This window comes from Caldovatus sediminis (assembly GCF_014644455.1).
Taxonomy (GTDB): Bacteria; Pseudomonadota; Alphaproteobacteria; order Acetobacterales; family Acetobacteraceae; genus Caldovatus; species Caldovatus sediminis.
In genome coordinates, this window is sequence record NZ_BMKS01000007.1 from 135,590 (window position 1) to 150,127 (window position 14,538).

The following is a 14,538-nucleotide window of genomic DNA, read 5'->3' on the forward strand; positions in this document are numbered from 1 at the left end:
GCGCGTCGCCGAGCCGGCGGCCTATTCGTCCGGCCGTGCGGAGCGAGGCGCCTCCAGCGCGGCCGCGATGGCGTCCTCCGCGCGTTCCAGCCAGACGAACTCCAGCCGCTTGCGCGCGTCCTCCGGGATCTCCTCGAGGTCCTTGCGGTTGCGCGCGGGCATCAGCACGCGGGCGATGCCGGCGCGCACCGCCGCCGTCGCCTTCTCCTTGATGCCGCCCACCGGCAGCACGAGTCCGCGCAGGCTGATCTCGCCCGTCATCGCCGTGTCGCTGCGTACCGTGCGTTCGGTGAGCAGCGAGACCAGGGCGACGAACATCGCCACCCCCGCGCTCGGCCCGTCCTTCGGCACCGCGCCGGCGGGGACGTGGATGTGGATGTCGCTCTTCTCGAACACGCCGGGATCGATGCCGAGCGAGGCGGCGCGGTTCTTGACCAGGCTCAGCGCCGCCTGCGCGCTCTCGCGCATCACGTCGCCGAGCTGGCCGGTCAGGATCAGCTTGCCGCTGCCCGGCGTGCGCGTCGCCTCGATGAACAGGATGTCGCCGCCCACCGGCGTCCAGGCGAGGCCGGTGGCCACGCCGGGGATCGAGGTGCGCATCGCCACCTCGTTCTCGAAGCGCGGCGGGCCGAGGATGGCGGCGAGGTCGGGCTCGTCTATGCGCACGCGCTCCGCCGCCCCCTCGGCGATGCGCACCGCGGCGTGGCGCAGCGCGCGGCCGATCTCGCGCTCCAGGTTCCGCACCCCGGCCTCGCGCGTGTAGTGGCGGATGACGGCGCGCAGCGCCTCGTCGGTGATCTCCGCCTGCTCGGGCCTCAGGCCGTTCGCCTCGAGCTGGCGGCGCACCAGGTAGCGCCGCGCGATCTGCAGCTTCTCCTCCTCCGTGTAGCCGCTGAGCTCGATCACCTCCATGCGGTCGCGCAGCGGCCCGGGGATGGTGTCGAGCATGTTCGCGGTGGTGATGAACACCACGCGCGAGAGGTCGAAGGGGACGCCGAGGTAGTTGTCGCGGAAGGTCTGGTTCTGCTCCGGGTCGAGCACCTCGAGCAGCGCCGCCGCCGGGTCGCCGTGCAGGCCGCGGCCGAGCTTGTCGATCTCGTCGAGCATCAGCACGCAGTCCCGCGCGCCGGCCTTGCGGATCGCCTGGATGATGTTGCCGGGCAGCGCGCCGATGTAGGTGCGCCGGTGGCCGCGGATCTCCGCCTCGTCGTGCACGCCGCCGAGCGAGACGCGGGCGAATTTCCGCCCCATCGCGCGGGCGATGGACTGGCCGAGCGAGGTCTTGCCCACGCCCGGCGGCCCGACGAAGCAGAGGATCGGCGCCTTGCCCTCGGGCGCGAGCTTGCGCACGGCGAGGTACTCGACGATGCGCCGCTTGATCTTCTCCAGCCCGAAATGGTCCTCGTCGAGGATGCGGCGCGCCTCGGCGATGTCGATCGGCTTCTCCTCCGGCAGCCGCCAGGGCAGCTCGATCAGCCAGTCGAGGTAGGTGCGCACCATGCCGGCCTCGGGCGAGGTCTCCGGCATGCGCTCCAGCCGCCGCAGTTCCTTGCGCGCGACCTTCTCGACCTCCTCCGGCATCCCCGCCTTGGCGATCGCCTCGTCCAGTTCCTTGATCTCGGCGGCCTTGCCGTCCTCCTCGCCGAGCTGGCGCTGGATCGCGGCCATCTGCTCGCGCAGCAGCACCTCGCGCTGGCGCGCATCGAGGCTCGCGCGGGTCTCGCGGCCGATCTCGGCGGTCAGGCGCAGCACCTCCAGGCGCCGGGACAGGGCGCGGGAGACGCGGTCGAGCCGCGCCTGAAGGTCGAGCGTCTCCAGGATCTCCTGCTTCTCCTCCGGCCGGATGTCGAGATAGGCGGCGACGAGGTCGGCGAGCGGTCCGGGATCGCCGATCGCCTGCACCGCCTTGACCAGCTCCTCCGGCGCCTGAGGCAGGAGCTGCAGCGCCTCCAGCGCCTGGTTGCGGAGGTGCAGCATGCGCGCCTCGATCTCCGGCGTGCGGGGACCCTCGGGCTCCTCGATGCGGTGGACGCCGGCGGCGATGAAGGGCCGCTCCGCGATCCAGTCGAGCACGCGGAAGCGCTGCACCCCCTGGCAGACGAGCTGGTGCGAGCCGTCCGGCGCGGTGACCCAGCGCAGGATGTTGGCCACCGTCCCGGTGCGGTGCAGGTCGGCGGCCGTCGGCTCCGCCGTCTGCGGGTCGCGCTGCATCACCACGCCGACCTGCTGGCCTTCGCGGATGGCGTGCTGGACGGCGGCGACCGAGGACGGCCGACCCACCACGAGCGGCATGACCGCGCCGGGGAACAGCACGGTCTCGCGCAGGGGCAGGATCGGCAGCGCGTCGGGCGGCAGGCTCGGTCCTCCGCTCCCGCCGGGGGCGGGACCGAGATCGGGGGCGGGACGGCGGCGGTCTTCCATCGGCATTGTTCCGGTTCAGGTGGTCTTCTCGAGCCTGACCAGCAAGCAGCCATGCGCGAGCGAGTGCCGCACCGTCGTGTTGTAGCGCCCCGGCGGCAGAGGGATGCGGCGCTCGAACCGTCCCTGCGGGAGCTCGAGGCGGTGGATGGCGGCGGCGCGCAGCTCGGACGGCAACTGGCGCACGCCCGCCACGCGGAGGACGCCGTCCTCGATCGCCGCCTCCACCGCCGCCGGGTCCACGCCGGGCAGCGCGACGACGATCAGCACCTCGCGCTCCGTCTCGAGCACGTCGGCGGGCGGCTGCCAGGCCGGCAGCCGCGCGGCGGCGGGGCCGCGCAGCGGTTCGAAGAAGCGGCGGTGCAGGCGCTCCGCGCGCGCGAGGGCCTCGCACGCCTCGGCCCACATCCAGTTGCCGATGTCGTCCCTGCGCATGGCAGAACTCCTTGCAGACCGCGCCAGCCGATGCGGCCGGCAACAGAATGCCCGCCCGATCGGTTCGTTCCTACCCGGCCCGACCGCAATGGGCCAGGACGTGGCGGGCGGCCCGCCGTGCGCGAGGGGGCGTCGAGGGCGTCGGCGCGCGCTTTCCCTCCTGTCCCTCCGCCGGGCGGGTCGCGGACCTGTGCGGCGGCGCACGGGCCCTTCCACGACGGCGTGCTCGCCGGCGCCGAACGCGGCGCGCCGGGGGCGGCCGGCGGGGCAGCCGGAGAAGCCGCCGCCGGACACGGCTTTGGCGATGCCCGCGCCTGCGCCGCGCTTGACCGGGATCCTCGCCCCCTGCGCGATGCGGAAGCGCTCCGCCGCTTCCGCGCGCCGCATCGCCCGGCCATCCTCGGCGGCCCGCTGCGGTCGGGCAAGGCCCAGGCGCGCAAGCGCCGCCGGGTGGCGCAGGGGCTTGGCGCGCCTGCGGGTCACGGCCCGCCCGGGCCGCGGCAAGAATGCGGGGGCGTCTGCCTCGCCGCGCCCTCGCGGGCAGGGAGAGCGACGGCAGTGCCGGCATCGGAGCGCCCCGGCCGCGCGCCCGGGCCGATCGGGCGCCGCATCGTTCCTCCCCCTCCGGGGGCGGGCCGCCGGCCTTGCGGGAACGGAGGCGCCCGCGCGGCATTCGCATCCGGCCACGAGGAGGAGGACCGACCACCGCCATGGGCATCGCCACTCCGCCCCGCGCTCGCGATGCCGCGAGACCAACGCGTCCCTGCAGCGGCCCCTGCGGATCGCCCCCGGCCGCCAGGCGGCCGACAGTGACAGTGGCCCCCGGCGCGATCCCGGCGCAACCGGGCCTGCGGCGCCGTCGGCGGGCGCCCCTCGCCAGGGCGCGGCGCGAGGCGTCCCCGCCCGGTGCCGGCCCGGCGCGCATCGCGGCGCGCCGGGGACGGGACCCGCGGCGGTGAGCCCGCCCTTGCGCGTGGTGATCGTCGGGGCCGGATTCGGCGGGCTCGAGGCCGCCCGGACCCTGGCGCGCGCCCGGCGGGCGGCGGTCGAGGTCACGCTGGTGGACCGGCAGAACCACCATCTGTTCCAGCCGCTGCTCTACCAGGTCGCCACCGCCGCACTGTCGCCGGGCGACATCGCCTGGCCGGTGCGCAGCATCTTCCGCCGGCGGCGCAACGTGACCGTGATCATGGCCGAGGTCACCGGCGTGGACGCCAAGGCGCGGCAGGTGCGCACGCGCGAGGGCCTGGTCATTCCCTATGACGCGCTGGTGCTCGCCACCGGCACCACGCACTCCTACTTCGGTCACGACGGGTGGGCAAAGGTCGCGCCGGGCCTCAAGACGATCGAGGAGGCGACGGAGATCCGCCGCCGCCTCCTGCTCGCCTTCGAGCGTGCCGAGATCGCCGCCGACCCGATCGAGCAGCGGCGGCTGCTCACCTTCGTCGTGGTCGGTGGCGGCCCGACGGGGGTCGAGATGGCCGGCGCGATGGTCGAGCTGGCGCGCCACACGCTGAGGCGCGAGTTCCGCCGCATCGACCCTGCCGCCATGACGCGCGTCGTGCTGATCGAGGCCGGGCCGCGCCTGTTGCCCGCCTTTCCCGAGGCGCTTTCGGACTACGCGCACCGCGCGCTCGTGCGGATGGGCGCGCAGGTGCTGACCGGCACGCGCGTGACCGGCTGCGACGCCGGCGGCGTGCGGTGCGGTGACCGGCGCATCGCGGCCGGTACGATCGTCTGGGCGGCGGGCATCGAGGCGACCGCGGCAGGCGCCTGGGTCGAGGCGGAGCGCGACCGCGCCGGGCGCGTCAAGGTTGCGCCCGACCTCTCGGTTCCCGGCCATCCGGAGATCTTCGCGATCGGCGACCTCGCCGCGGCGACCGACGCGGAGGGCAGGCCGGTGCCGGGCATCGCGCCGGCGGCGAAGCAGATGGGGCGATACGTCGGCCGGCTGCTCGCCGCGCGGGCGCGCGCCCGTGGCGCGGCGGCCGGCGCGCCGCGCGTCCGGGCATCCGCCTTCGCCTACCGCCACCAGGGCGATCTCGCCACCATCGGCCGCCGCTCCGCCGTGGTGGCGCTCGGGAAGGTCCGCCTCACGGGCCTGATCGGCTGGTGGTTCTGGGGCATCGCTCACATCTGGTACCTGATCGGGTTCCGCAGCCGGGTCGTCGTCTCCTTCGAGTGGCTATGGAGCTACCTGACCTTCCAGCGCGGGGCCCGCCTCATCACCCGGCCCGCGCCGCCCTCGCGCCAGGCGCCGCCCGCGCCGGAGCGGGGCTGATCCGTCCGGCCTCCAGCCGGCAAAGGCGATCCGGAGCGCGAGAATGGCGAGCCCGAGGGCGAGCAGCGCGGCGCCGCCGAGGCGCAGGCCGAGCGCCATCCCGCCACGTCACGGGCATGCGGCGCCGGCTCGGCCCGCACGCGCTCGGCACGGCGCGCGGTGGCGACCGCCCCGGCAACGCCAGCGATCGCCGCCGCGCCGGGGAATCAGGACGCCCGCGCCATCACGGCGCGCCAGAGCCCGACCAGCCCCCCGGGGAAGAAGGCGAGCACCACGATCAGCGCGCCGCCGAGCACGATCGCGTCCACGTCGCCCCCGAAGGAGAGGAACCGCTCCTGCCCGAGGATCAGCGCCGTGCCGAGCAGCGGGCCGAACAGCAGCCGGCGCCCGATGATCACCACCGCCGTCAGCATCAGCACCAGGAAGTAGGTCTCGAACAGGTCCGGCCCGACATAGGCGCGCTGGTAGGCGTAGAGCCACCCGGCCGCGCCGGTGACCGGCGCCGACAGCACCAGCACGGCGAGCCGCACCCGGCCCACATCCACGCCCGACATGGTGGCGAGGCGCGGATTGAGGTGCGACATCACCGCGAGCGTGCCGAGGCGCGACCGGCGGAACCGCGCGACCAGCCAGAGCGTCGCGAGCAGCAGCGCGAAGGCGACCGGCCAGAGCTCGGCGTCGTTGCCCGCCGCGAACCGCAGCGGCCCGACCGAGAGGTCGAGCGGCGGCACGCCGACGATGCCGTCCGAGCCGCCGAGGAACTCCCAGTTGTGCGCGATCGCCGCGGCGACCACGGCGGCGGCGTAGGTGACGAGGGAGAAGACGAACTCCCGCAGCCGCAGCGTGATCAGGCCGAGGAAGGCGGCGATCAGCGCCGCGGCGGCCAGCGCGCCGAGCAGCGTCGCCCAGCCGCCCCAGCCGGCGCGCGTCGCGAGCATCGAGGCGGCGTAGGCGCCGGCGGCGAAGAAGACGGTGTGGGCGAGGCTGACCTCGCCGAGGTCGGAGAGCACGAGGTCGAGCCCGTAGGCCATCACGGCGAAGATCGCCAGCACCACGCAGGCGCTCAGCACCCGCCCGCCGAGCAGCGCCGGCCCCAGGTAGAGCGCCGCCGCCGCCGCGGCCAGCGCCAGCGCGCGCCAGCCCGCCGCCCTGCGCGACGCCTCGGCGCGGGCGTCCAGGGAGCGCAGCGCGCCGCTCACCGCCCGCCTCCGCGCGTGGCGAGGCCGCCGGGCCGCAGCACCAGCACCGCGGTCAGCACCGCGAAGCTCGCCGCCGTGGTGTAGGCGGGCGATACGAAGCCGCCGAACAGCGCGTTGAACAGGCCGAGCCCGAGCCCCGCGAGGTAGCTGCCCGTCACCGAGCCGATGCCGCCGAGCACGACGACGACGAAGGTGACGATCACCTCCTCGAAGCCGATCGCGGTGAGGATCGGCGTGCGCGGCGCGACCAGCGCGGCGGCGAGCGCCACCGCCGCCCCCTCGAAGGCGAACACGCCGAGATAGACCCGCCGCACGTCGATCCCCGCCAGCTCCGCGAGCTTCGGGTCCTCCGCCACCATGCGCGCGGTGCGCCCGACCCGGCCGCCCTCCACGACCAGCCGCAGCAGGGCGAAGACGACGATGGCGACGGCGACGATCAGCAGGTCCTGCGCCGTCACCCAGGCGCCGGCGATCTCGAGGTCGATCAGGCTCGGCGGCGTCTCCAGCACCTGCGGCTGGGCGCCGAAGACCAGCGCCGCCGCGCCGCGCAGCACGTGGCCGAAGCCGAGCGTGATGATCATGATCGAGACCAGGTTCTGCTCCAGCGTCAGCCGCATCATCACCGCCTGCACGGCGAGGCCGACGGCGATGCCGCCGCCGATCGCGACCAGGATCGCCGCCGGGTAGGGCAGGCCGAGCCGCGCGAAGGCCCACCAGGTGACGAAGGCGCCGAGCATGTACATCTGCCCGTGGCCGAAATTGACCAGCCGCGCGACGCCGAGCAGCACGGTCCAGCCGATCGCGATCAGCGCGTAGGCGTGGCCGAGGATGACGCCGTTGACGATCTGCTGCAGCAGGTTCACGCCGCGCCCTCCCCGAGATAGGCCTGGATGATGCGCGGATCGTCGCGCATCGCCGCGACCGGCCCCTCGGCGAGGACGCGGCCGCGCTCGATCAGCACCAGCCGGTCCACCACCTCGATCGCGGCGCGCACGTTCTGCTCGACCAGCAGCACCGAGAGGCCGCGCTCGTCCACCAGGCGGCGCACCGTCTCCAGCACGCTGACGACGAGGCGGGGGGCGAGGCCGATCGAGGGCTCGTCCAGCACCAGCGCGCGCGGGCCGAGACGCAGCGCGCGGGCGATGGCGAGCATCTGCCGCTCGCCCCCCGAGAGCTGGCCGCCGGTGTGGTGCAGGCGCTCGCGCAGCCGGGGGAAGAGGGCGAAGACCTCGTCCTCGGTGTAGGCGCGACCGGTCGCGCGGTCGGCGGAGGCGGCGAGGTTCTCGGTCACCGTCAGGCGGGCGAAGACGGCGCCGCCCTCCGGCACCAGCAGCAGGCCGCGGCGCACGCGCTCGTGCGTCGGCAGGGCGGAGATGTCCTCGCCGTCGAGCCGCACGCGGCCGGAGACGCGCGGGCGGCCGCGCGACCAGCCGAGCAGGGCGTTCACCAGCGTGGACTTGCCGGCGCCGTTCGCGCCCACCACGCCGACCAGCTCGCCGGCGCCGAGCGCGAGCCGCGGCAGGTCGAGCGCCTGGTTGCCGCCGTAGGCGACGCGAAGCGATTCGGCCTCCAGGACCGGCGCGGCGGCGCTCATGCGGCGCGCCCCAGATAGGCCTCCAGCACGCGCGGGTCGGCCTGCACCTCGCGCGGCGTGCCGGCGGCGAGCATCCGCCCCTGGTCGAGCACGACGATGCGGTCGGCGATCGCCATGATCAGGTCCATGTGGTGCTCGATCACCACCAGCGCCGCCCCCGAGGCCTTCAGCGCGGCGAGCAGGTCGCGCAGCCGCACCATGTCCTCCCCGCCGAGCCCGGCCGCCGGCTCGTCGAGCATCAGCACCTTCGCGCCCGTGCCCCAGGCGAGGGCGATCGAGAGCATGCGCTGCGTGCCGTAGGGCAGGTTCGGCGGCCGGCGCCGGTGCATCGCGCGCGGGATGCCGAAGCGTTCCAGGATGGCGGCCGCCTCCGCCTCGATCGCCCGCCGCCGCGCCGCCTCGCGCCAGGGCGCGAGGAGGCTCGCGGCGAGGCCCGTCCCGCGGTCGAGCGCGAGCACCGCGGTCATGTTCTCCAGCACGGTGAGGTCGGCGAAGAAGGCGTTCTGCTGGAAGGCGCGCCGGAGGCCGAGCGGGGCGAGCCCGTGCGGCGGCACCGCCGTCACGTCGCGGCCCGCGAGCCAGACGCGCCCGCTGCGGCGGACCATGTTCGTCGCAGCGTCGTAGCAGCTGCTCTTGCCCGCGCCGTTCGGGCCGATGATGCCGAGGATCTCGCCGGAGCGGACCTCCCAGCTCACCCCCTCCAGCGCCACCAGCGCGCCGTAGCGGACGCCGAGATCCTCGACGCGCAGCGCCGCCGGCTCCCCCGCCGTCACTGCCCCTGCCGCACGACGATCTTCTGGTCCTGCACCGTGAACAGCGCGTGGCGCGACTGCAGCTGCCCGTCCGGCGCGAAGGTCGCGGTGCCGAGGATGGTGTCGGGGAAGCTGCCGCCGCGGATGCGCCGCGCCACCGTCTCGCGCTCCAGGCTCCGCGTCTCGTTCGCCGCCATCGCCCAGACCTGCAGCGCCGCGGCGCCGAGCGCCATGTACTTGTCCGGCGTGTAGTTGTGCATCTCCTGCACCTTGCGCACGAAGCGCCGGTTCGCGGGGTTGGAGGCGAAGGGCTCGACGTCGGGGAAGTAGATGTCGGCGCTGACCACGCCGTTCGCCGCCTCGCCCGCCACCTGGATGACGCTCGGCGCGATGGTGCCGACGGCGCAGATCAGCTCGCCGCGGATGCGCAGCTGCCGCGCCTGGCGGATCAGCGCCGGCATGCCGAGGCTCTCGCTGGCGTTGATCGCGACCACCGCGTCGGGGTTGGCGTTGCGCACGTTGGTCAGCGCCACGCGGAAGTCGGCCTGGGTGAAGGGGAAGCGCTCCTCCGCCACCTTCTGGTAGTCGTGGCCGGCGGCCTTCAGCTCGCCCTCGATCGAGGCCTGCGCGCCGTTGCCGTAGGCGTCGTTCTGGGTGAGGAAGGCGACGCGGCGGAAGCCGGAGCGCGCGATGTGCTGCGCGATCACCCGCCCGTCCTGGCTGTTCGAGGAATTCAGGCGGATCGCCAGCGGGTTGCCGGCGCCGGAGAGGATCTGGTCGGCCTTGGAGATCGCGGTGATGTCGAGGATGCCGGCGCGCGCGATCACCGGCTGCATGGCGAGCGTGACCGGGCTGTTCCAGCCCTCGATGATCACCGCCACGCGCTCCGCGATCAGCTCGTTGGCGCGGCTGACGCCGACCGCGGGGGTGGATTCGTCGTCGCGCTTGAGCACGGTGATCTGGCGCCCGAGCACCCCGCCCGCCTCGTTGACCAGCGCCGCCATCGAATCGATCGCCTGGACGACGTGCTGGCCCTGCGGCCCGGCGCCGCCGCTCAGGGGGAAGATGGCGCCGACCTTGATCGGCTCCTGCTGCGCGCGGGCGACCGCGGGCGCCGCGAGGGCGGCGAGGGCGAGGGTCGTGGCGTGCCTGCGGGTGATGGTCATGGCGGTCGGTCCTCCCGTCCCTGCCGGCGTCTTGCGCGCGGGGCCGTTGCCGGCATGCTCAACCGCGGCGCACGGCGGTGTCAACGCGCCTCCGCGCGCCTCAGGGCGGCAGGATGCGCCGGCGCTGCAGCGCGCGCAGCCACCATTCGAGCATCTCCGCGCTGTCCACGCAGTCCCCGAAGCCGGCCTGGCGGATCTTGACGGTGCTGAGGATGGAGGCGGTCTGCCCGGGCCGGCTGAAGGCGAAGTCGGCGAACTGCCAGGAGGTGCCGATCATCGCGTCCAGCTCCGGCGCGGCCAGCCCGTATCGTTCCACGATGCGCCGCCACACCGGCGCCTTGTCCGCCATGACGGCGACGAGCGACATCGGGTGCGGCGCGCCGATCTCCATCCCGAACACGCGGGCGAGCACGGGGAACAGGCTCTGCCAGTCGAACACGTCGCCGTTGGTGACGTTGAAGATCTCGTTCGCCGCCGCCGGCGACGCGCCCGCCCAGGCGATGGCGCGGGCGAGCAGGCGCGCATCGGTCGCCTCGGTGAGGCGGGTGCCGCTGCCGGGCCAGACCAGCGGCAGGCCCAGCTCGCGGCTGATCGCGGCGTAGGCGCCCATGGCGGCGAGCAGGTTCATGGCGCTGCCCGCGGCGTAGCCGATCACCGCCTGCGGGCGCAGCACGGTCCAGCTCCAGCCCGCGCCGGCGGCCTGGCGGGCGCGGATGAAGTCCTCCTGCGCCCAGTAGAAGTTCGGGTGGATGTGGCGCGGCGCGCTCTCCTTGCCGGGGATCGGCATCTGGCCGAGATGCACGCCGTAGGCCTTGGTGCCCTGCAGCAGCGCGACGTGGCGCAGCCCGGGGTTGCCGGGCTCCACCGCGTCCATCAGGTGGGCGAGCATCGCCGCGTTGGTGGCGATCTGGTCGCTCTCCAGCCAGCCCTTGCCGAGCTCCGGCTTCTCGTGGAGGGCGCAGTAGACGATGTGCGTCACGTCGCGCAGCCCGCCGAGCCTCGCCCGGCAATCGGCCGCGTCGCGCAGGTCGGCGGAGACGAAGCGGGCGCGGGTGGGGAAGTCCGGGGCGCGGCGCGAGAGCGCGACGATCTCCCAGCCCGGCAGCGCCTCGTAGTGCTCGAGCACGGCGCGGCCGACGATGCCGAGCGCGCCCGCGATCAGAACCCTGCCCGCCGTCGCCACCGCGTCTCCTCCCCTTCCGCCCCGGCCGACGCTACCGTTCGCCGCCGGCCGCGGGCAAGGCGCCCGTCGCCGCCCTGGAGGAGGCGCCGATGAGGATCGTGGACGCGCAGGTGCACATCTGGGGGAGCGGCACGCCGAGCGGCGAGCACCGCAAGGTGTCCGTCTTCACCGCCGAGGCGCTGCTCGCCGAGATGGACGCGGCCGGCGTGGACGCGGCGGTGATCCACCCGCCGGTGAGCTGGGACCCCGATTCGAACGCCCTCGCCGAGGACGCCGCGCGCCGCTGGCCGGACCGCTTCGCGGTGCTCGGCCAGGTGCCGCTCGACCGGCCGGAGGAGAGCCGGACGCTGCTCGAGACCTGGCGCGAGCGCCCCGGCCAGAAGGGCCTGCGCTACCCGCTGGTGCGCCCGGAGCAGCAGACCTGGCACGAGGACGGCACCATGGACTGGCTCTGGCCCACGGCCGAGCGCCTCGGCCTGCCGGTCGCGAGCATGGCCTGGCGCTTCCTGCCCCTGTTCGGCGCCATCGCCGAGCGCCACCCGAAGCTGCGCCTGATCATCGACCATTGCGGCCTGGTGCGGAGCGCGAAGGACGAGGCCGCCTTCGCCAGTCTCGACGCGCTGCTCCCGCTCGCGCGGCTGCCCAACATCGCGGTCAAGGCGACCGGCGCGCCCGCCTATTCCTCGCAGCCCTACCCCTTCCGCAACATCCACGACGGGCTGCGCCGCATCTACGACGCCTTCGGGCCGCATCGCTTCTTCTGGGGCACCGACATCACCCGCATGCCGTGCGGCTACCGCCAGTGCGTGACGATGTTCACCGAGGAGCTGCCCTGGCTCTCCGGCCGCGAGCTGGAGCTGGTGATGGGCCGCGCCCTCTGCGAGTGGATCGGCTGGACGCTTCCCTTCGACTGACCGGCGCGGGAGGGCGCCGTCGCCCTCGGCTTCCGCCGCGCCCGCCGCGGCCGCTAGAGTGCCGGCGACCCTGGCCGCCACGATGGAGGCATCCCATGGAGTTCGGCATCGCGATCCCGACCGACGCGGAAAGCTGGAAGCTCGCCCGGCGCGCCGAGGAGCTGGGCTTCGCCGCCGCCTGGTTCTACGACACGCAGATGCTCTCCGCCGACTGCTTCGTCGCGATGGGCGCGGCGGCGGTGAAGACGGCGCGCATCCGCCTCGGCACCGGCGTGCTGATCCCCTCCAACCGCATCGCGCCGGTCACGGCCAACGCCTTCGCCACGCTCAACAAGCTCGCGCCGGGGCGCATCGACATGGGCCTCGGCACCGGCTTCACCGGCCGCCGCGCCATGGGCCTCGGCGCGATGCGGCTCGCCGAGTTCGAGGAGTACCTCCGCGTCATGCTCGCCCTGCTGCGCGGCGAGACGGTGGAGACGGAGATCGAGGGCAGGCGCCGCAAGATCCGCTTCCTCAACCCCGAGCTCGGCCTGTTCGACACGACGACGCCGATGCGCCTGCACATCGCGGCCGCCGGGCCGAAGGCGCGGGCGCTGACGGCGCGGCTCGGCGCCGGCTGGATCAACTTCTTCTCCGACGTCCCCGGCGCCGTCGCCATGCTGCGCGAGATGCAGGCGGCCTGGGCGGCGGCGGGCCGGGCGCGGGAGGCGCTGGCCTCCACCGCCTTCGTCCTCGGCTGCGTGCTGGAGGAAGGCGAGCCTTGTGATTCGCCGCGCGCCGTCGCCCAGGCCGGGCCGCGCGCGGCGGTGCTGCTGCACCGCGCGGCGGACGAGGCGCTCTCCGGCCTGCCGAACATCACCCCGGTGCCGGAGTCCTGCCGCGCCGCCGTGGAGGGCTACGTCGCCGTGGCCCGCACCTTCGAGCCGAAGGACGCGCCCTGGCTGCAGAACCACCGCGGCCACCTGATGTTCGTCCGGCCCGAGGAGCGCCCCTTCATCACCGCCGAGCTGATCCGCCGCAGCAGCTTCACCGCGACCGAGGCGGAGCTGAAGCGGCGGATCGGCGACCTGCGCGACGCCGGCTACACCCAGTTCACGGTGCAGATCGTGCCGGGGCAGGAGCAGGCGATCGAGGATTGGGGCCGGATCAGGCGCGCCTTCGGCTGAACCGGGCGCGGGCGGCGACCGGCGCGCGCCCGGTTGCCGCCCGGCGCCGCCTGCGCGAGTCTGGCGCGCGGCGCATCACGGCAGGAGGAACGCCATGGGACGACTGGACGGCAAGGTGGCCCTCATCACCGGCGCGGCCTCGGGGATGGGGGCCTCGATGGCGCGGATCTTCGCGCGCGAGGGCGCGAAGGTGGCGGTCTGCGACCTGCTGGAGGAGGAAGGCCGCGCCGTCGCCGCCGACATCGCGGCCGCCGGCGGCACGGCGCGCTTCCTCCGGCTCGACGTCACCGAGGAGGCGCAGTGGGAGGCGACGCTCGCCGCGGTGCTCGGCGCGTGGGGCCGGCTCGACGTGCTGGTGAACAACGCCGGCATCTCCGGCAGCGCCACCAACGACCTCTACGACACGGCGCTGTGGGACCGCATCATGGCGGTGAACGCGCGCGGCGCCTTCCTCGGCGTCAAGCACGGCGTGGCGGCGATGCGGCGCACGGGCGGCGGCTCGATCATCAACATCTCCTCGATCTCCGGCGTGGTCGGGCAGGAGCGCATCCACTGCGCCTACAACGCCTCCAAGGCCGCGGTGCGGCTGCTGACCAAGGCGGTGGCGGTGCAGGAGGGGCCGGCCGGCATCCGCGTCAACAGCATCCATCCGGGCGTGATGCCGCCGATGCGCACCTCCGGCGCCACCGCCGACCCCGTGTTCCGCGCGAAGATGATGCAGCACGTGCCGATGGGCCGGCCCGGCCGGGTGGAGGAGGTGGCCCATGCGGCGCTGTTCCTCGCCTCGGACGAGTCCTCCTACATGACCGGCAGCGAGCTGCATGTGGACGGCGGCTATCTCGCCTCCTGACGCCCCGCCGGCGGAGGGGCGGCGGCCGCCGTGAGCGGGCCGGCCGCCCCCGCGCCGCCGAAGACGCTGCTGATCGTCTTCCACTCCCTCACCGGGGGGACGCGGCAGATGGCGGAGGCGGCGGCGCGCGGCGCCGCCGGCGAGGCCGGCGTCCGCGTCCGCCTGCTGCCGGCGCGCGAGGCCGGCGCCGCGGAGGTGCTCGCGGCCGACGGCTACCTCTTCGCCACGCCGGAGAACCTCGCCGCGATCGCCGGCGTGATGAAGGACTTCTTCGACCGCACCTACTACGCGGCGCTCGGCCGCATCGCCGGCCGGCCCTACGCCACGCTGGTCTGCGCCGGCAGCGACGGCACCAATGCCGCGCGCCAGATCGCGCGCATCGCCACCGGCTGGCGCCTGCGCGCCGTGGCCGAGCCGCTGATCGTGATCACCCGCGCGCAGACGCCGGAGGCGATCCTCGCCCCCAAGACGATCGGCCCCGAGGACCTCGCGCGCTGCGAGGAGCGCGGCGCGGCGCTGGCGGCCGGGCTGGCGATGGGCATCTTCTGAGCGGCCGCGGCCGACGGCGCCCCGGTCAACG

General features: G+C 74.7%; 13 protein-coding genes. 5 read left to right on the forward strand and 8 right to left on the reverse strand.

Annotated features, from left to right (window positions below; all coding sequences use genetic code 11):
- Positions 1-21: 21 nt before the first annotated feature.
- Positions 22-2,421 (reverse strand): endopeptidase La, encoded by a 2,400-nt coding sequence (gene lon, locus IEX99_RS13215; protein ID WP_229678010.1) that lies wholly within the window; start codon positions 2,419-2,421, stop codon positions 22-24.
- 15 nt (positions 2,422-2,436) lie between these two features.
- Positions 2,437-2,853: an Hsp20/alpha crystallin family protein gene (locus IEX99_RS13220; RefSeq protein ID WP_188900988.1), complete on the reverse strand. Its 417-nt coding sequence runs from the start codon at positions 2,851-2,853 to the stop codon at positions 2,437-2,439.
- A gap of 955 nt (positions 2,854-3,808) precedes the next feature.
- Between IEX99_RS13220 and IEX99_RS13225 the strand changes: the two genes are divergently transcribed.
- Positions 3,809-5,134: an NAD(P)/FAD-dependent oxidoreductase gene (locus tag IEX99_RS13225; RefSeq protein ID WP_229678011.1), complete on the forward strand. Its 1,326-nt coding sequence runs from the start codon at positions 3,809-3,811 to the stop codon at positions 5,132-5,134.
- 206 nt (positions 5,135-5,340) lie between these two features.
- Here IEX99_RS13225 and IEX99_RS13230 read toward each other — a convergent pair whose 3' ends face one another.
- The 6 genes from IEX99_RS13230 to IEX99_RS13255 form a co-directional block, all read right to left on the reverse strand.
- A complete protein-coding gene (locus tag IEX99_RS13230) occupies positions 5,341-6,333 on the reverse strand; it encodes a branched-chain amino acid ABC transporter permease (protein ID WP_229678012.1) in 993 nt (330 codons plus the stop codon).
- On the reverse strand, positions 6,330-7,196 hold the full coding sequence (locus IEX99_RS13235) for a branched-chain amino acid ABC transporter permease (RefSeq protein WP_188900990.1): 867 nt from the start codon (positions 7,194-7,196) through the stop codon (positions 6,330-6,332). The genes IEX99_RS13230 and IEX99_RS13235 overlap by 4 nt, the downstream gene beginning before the upstream one ends.
- Positions 7,193-7,927 (reverse strand): ABC transporter ATP-binding protein, encoded by a 735-nt coding sequence (locus tag IEX99_RS13240; RefSeq protein WP_188900992.1) that lies wholly within the window; start codon positions 7,925-7,927, stop codon positions 7,193-7,195. Before IEX99_RS13240 ends, IEX99_RS13235 begins: the two co-directional genes overlap by 4 nt.
- Positions 7,924-8,700 carry an ABC transporter ATP-binding protein gene (locus IEX99_RS13245; RefSeq protein ID WP_188900994.1) on the reverse strand — a complete coding sequence of 259 codons (777 nt, stop codon included), beginning with the start codon at positions 8,698-8,700 and terminating at the stop codon, positions 7,924-7,926. The genes IEX99_RS13240 and IEX99_RS13245 overlap by 4 nt, the downstream gene beginning before the upstream one ends.
- Positions 8,697-9,845: an ABC transporter substrate-binding protein gene (locus IEX99_RS13250; protein WP_188900996.1), complete on the reverse strand. Its 1,149-nt coding sequence runs from the start codon at positions 9,843-9,845 to the stop codon at positions 8,697-8,699. Before IEX99_RS13250 ends, IEX99_RS13245 begins: the two co-directional genes overlap by 4 nt.
- A gap of 100 nt (positions 9,846-9,945) precedes the next feature.
- Positions 9,946-11,028, reverse strand: coding sequence for an SDR family oxidoreductase (locus tag IEX99_RS13255; RefSeq protein ID WP_188900998.1), 1,083 nt, complete (start codon positions 11,026-11,028; stop codon positions 9,946-9,948).
- Between the two features lie 89 nt (positions 11,029-11,117).
- On the opposite strand from IEX99_RS13255, the gene IEX99_RS13260 reads away from it, so the two are divergent.
- From IEX99_RS13260 to IEX99_RS13275, 4 genes are all read left to right on the forward strand, one after another.
- The gene (locus tag IEX99_RS13260; protein ID WP_188901000.1) at positions 11,118-11,942 is read left to right on the forward strand and encodes an amidohydrolase family protein; all 825 of its coding nucleotides are present in this window, start codon (positions 11,118-11,120) and stop codon (positions 11,940-11,942) included.
- Between the two features lie 95 nt (positions 11,943-12,037).
- Positions 12,038-13,108, forward strand: coding sequence for an LLM class flavin-dependent oxidoreductase (locus tag IEX99_RS13265; protein WP_188901002.1), 1,071 nt, complete (start codon positions 12,038-12,040; stop codon positions 13,106-13,108).
- Positions 13,109-13,202: 94 nt separating this feature from the next.
- The gene (locus IEX99_RS13270) at positions 13,203-13,958 is read left to right on the forward strand and encodes a glucose 1-dehydrogenase (protein ID WP_188901004.1); all 756 of its coding nucleotides are present in this window, start codon (positions 13,203-13,205) and stop codon (positions 13,956-13,958) included.
- 30 nt (positions 13,959-13,988) lie between these two features.
- Positions 13,989-14,507 (forward strand): flavodoxin family protein, encoded by a 519-nt coding sequence (locus IEX99_RS13275; RefSeq protein WP_229678013.1) that lies wholly within the window; start codon positions 13,989-13,991, stop codon positions 14,505-14,507.
- Positions 14,508-14,538 lie beyond the last annotated feature (31 nt).

Excerpts from the sequence above, each read along its gene's own strand:
- IEX99_RS13265 (WP_188901002.1), top strand. The coding sequence starts at position 12,038 with ATGGAGTTCGGCATCGCGATCCCGACCGACGCGGAAAGCTGGAAGCTC.
- lon (WP_229678010.1), bottom strand. The coding sequence starts at position 2,421 with ATGGAAGACCGCCGCCGTCCCGCCCCCGATCTCGGTCCCGCCCCCGGC.
- IEX99_RS13240 (WP_188900992.1), bottom strand. The coding sequence starts at position 7,927 with ATGAGCGCCGCCGCGCCGGTCCTGGAGGCCGAATCGCTTCGCGTCGCC.
- IEX99_RS13220 (WP_188900988.1), bottom strand. The coding sequence starts at position 2,853 with ATGCGCAGGGACGACATCGGCAACTGGATGTGGGCCGAGGCGTGCGAG.
- IEX99_RS13270 (WP_188901004.1), top strand. The coding sequence starts at position 13,203 with ATGGGACGACTGGACGGCAAGGTGGCCCTCATCACCGGCGCGGCCTCG.
- IEX99_RS13250 (WP_188900996.1), bottom strand. The coding sequence starts at position 9,845 with ATGACCATCACCCGCAGGCACGCCACGACCCTCGCCCTCGCCGCCCTC.
- IEX99_RS13260 (WP_188901000.1), top strand. The coding sequence starts at position 11,118 with ATGAGGATCGTGGACGCGCAGGTGCACATCTGGGGGAGCGGCACGCCG.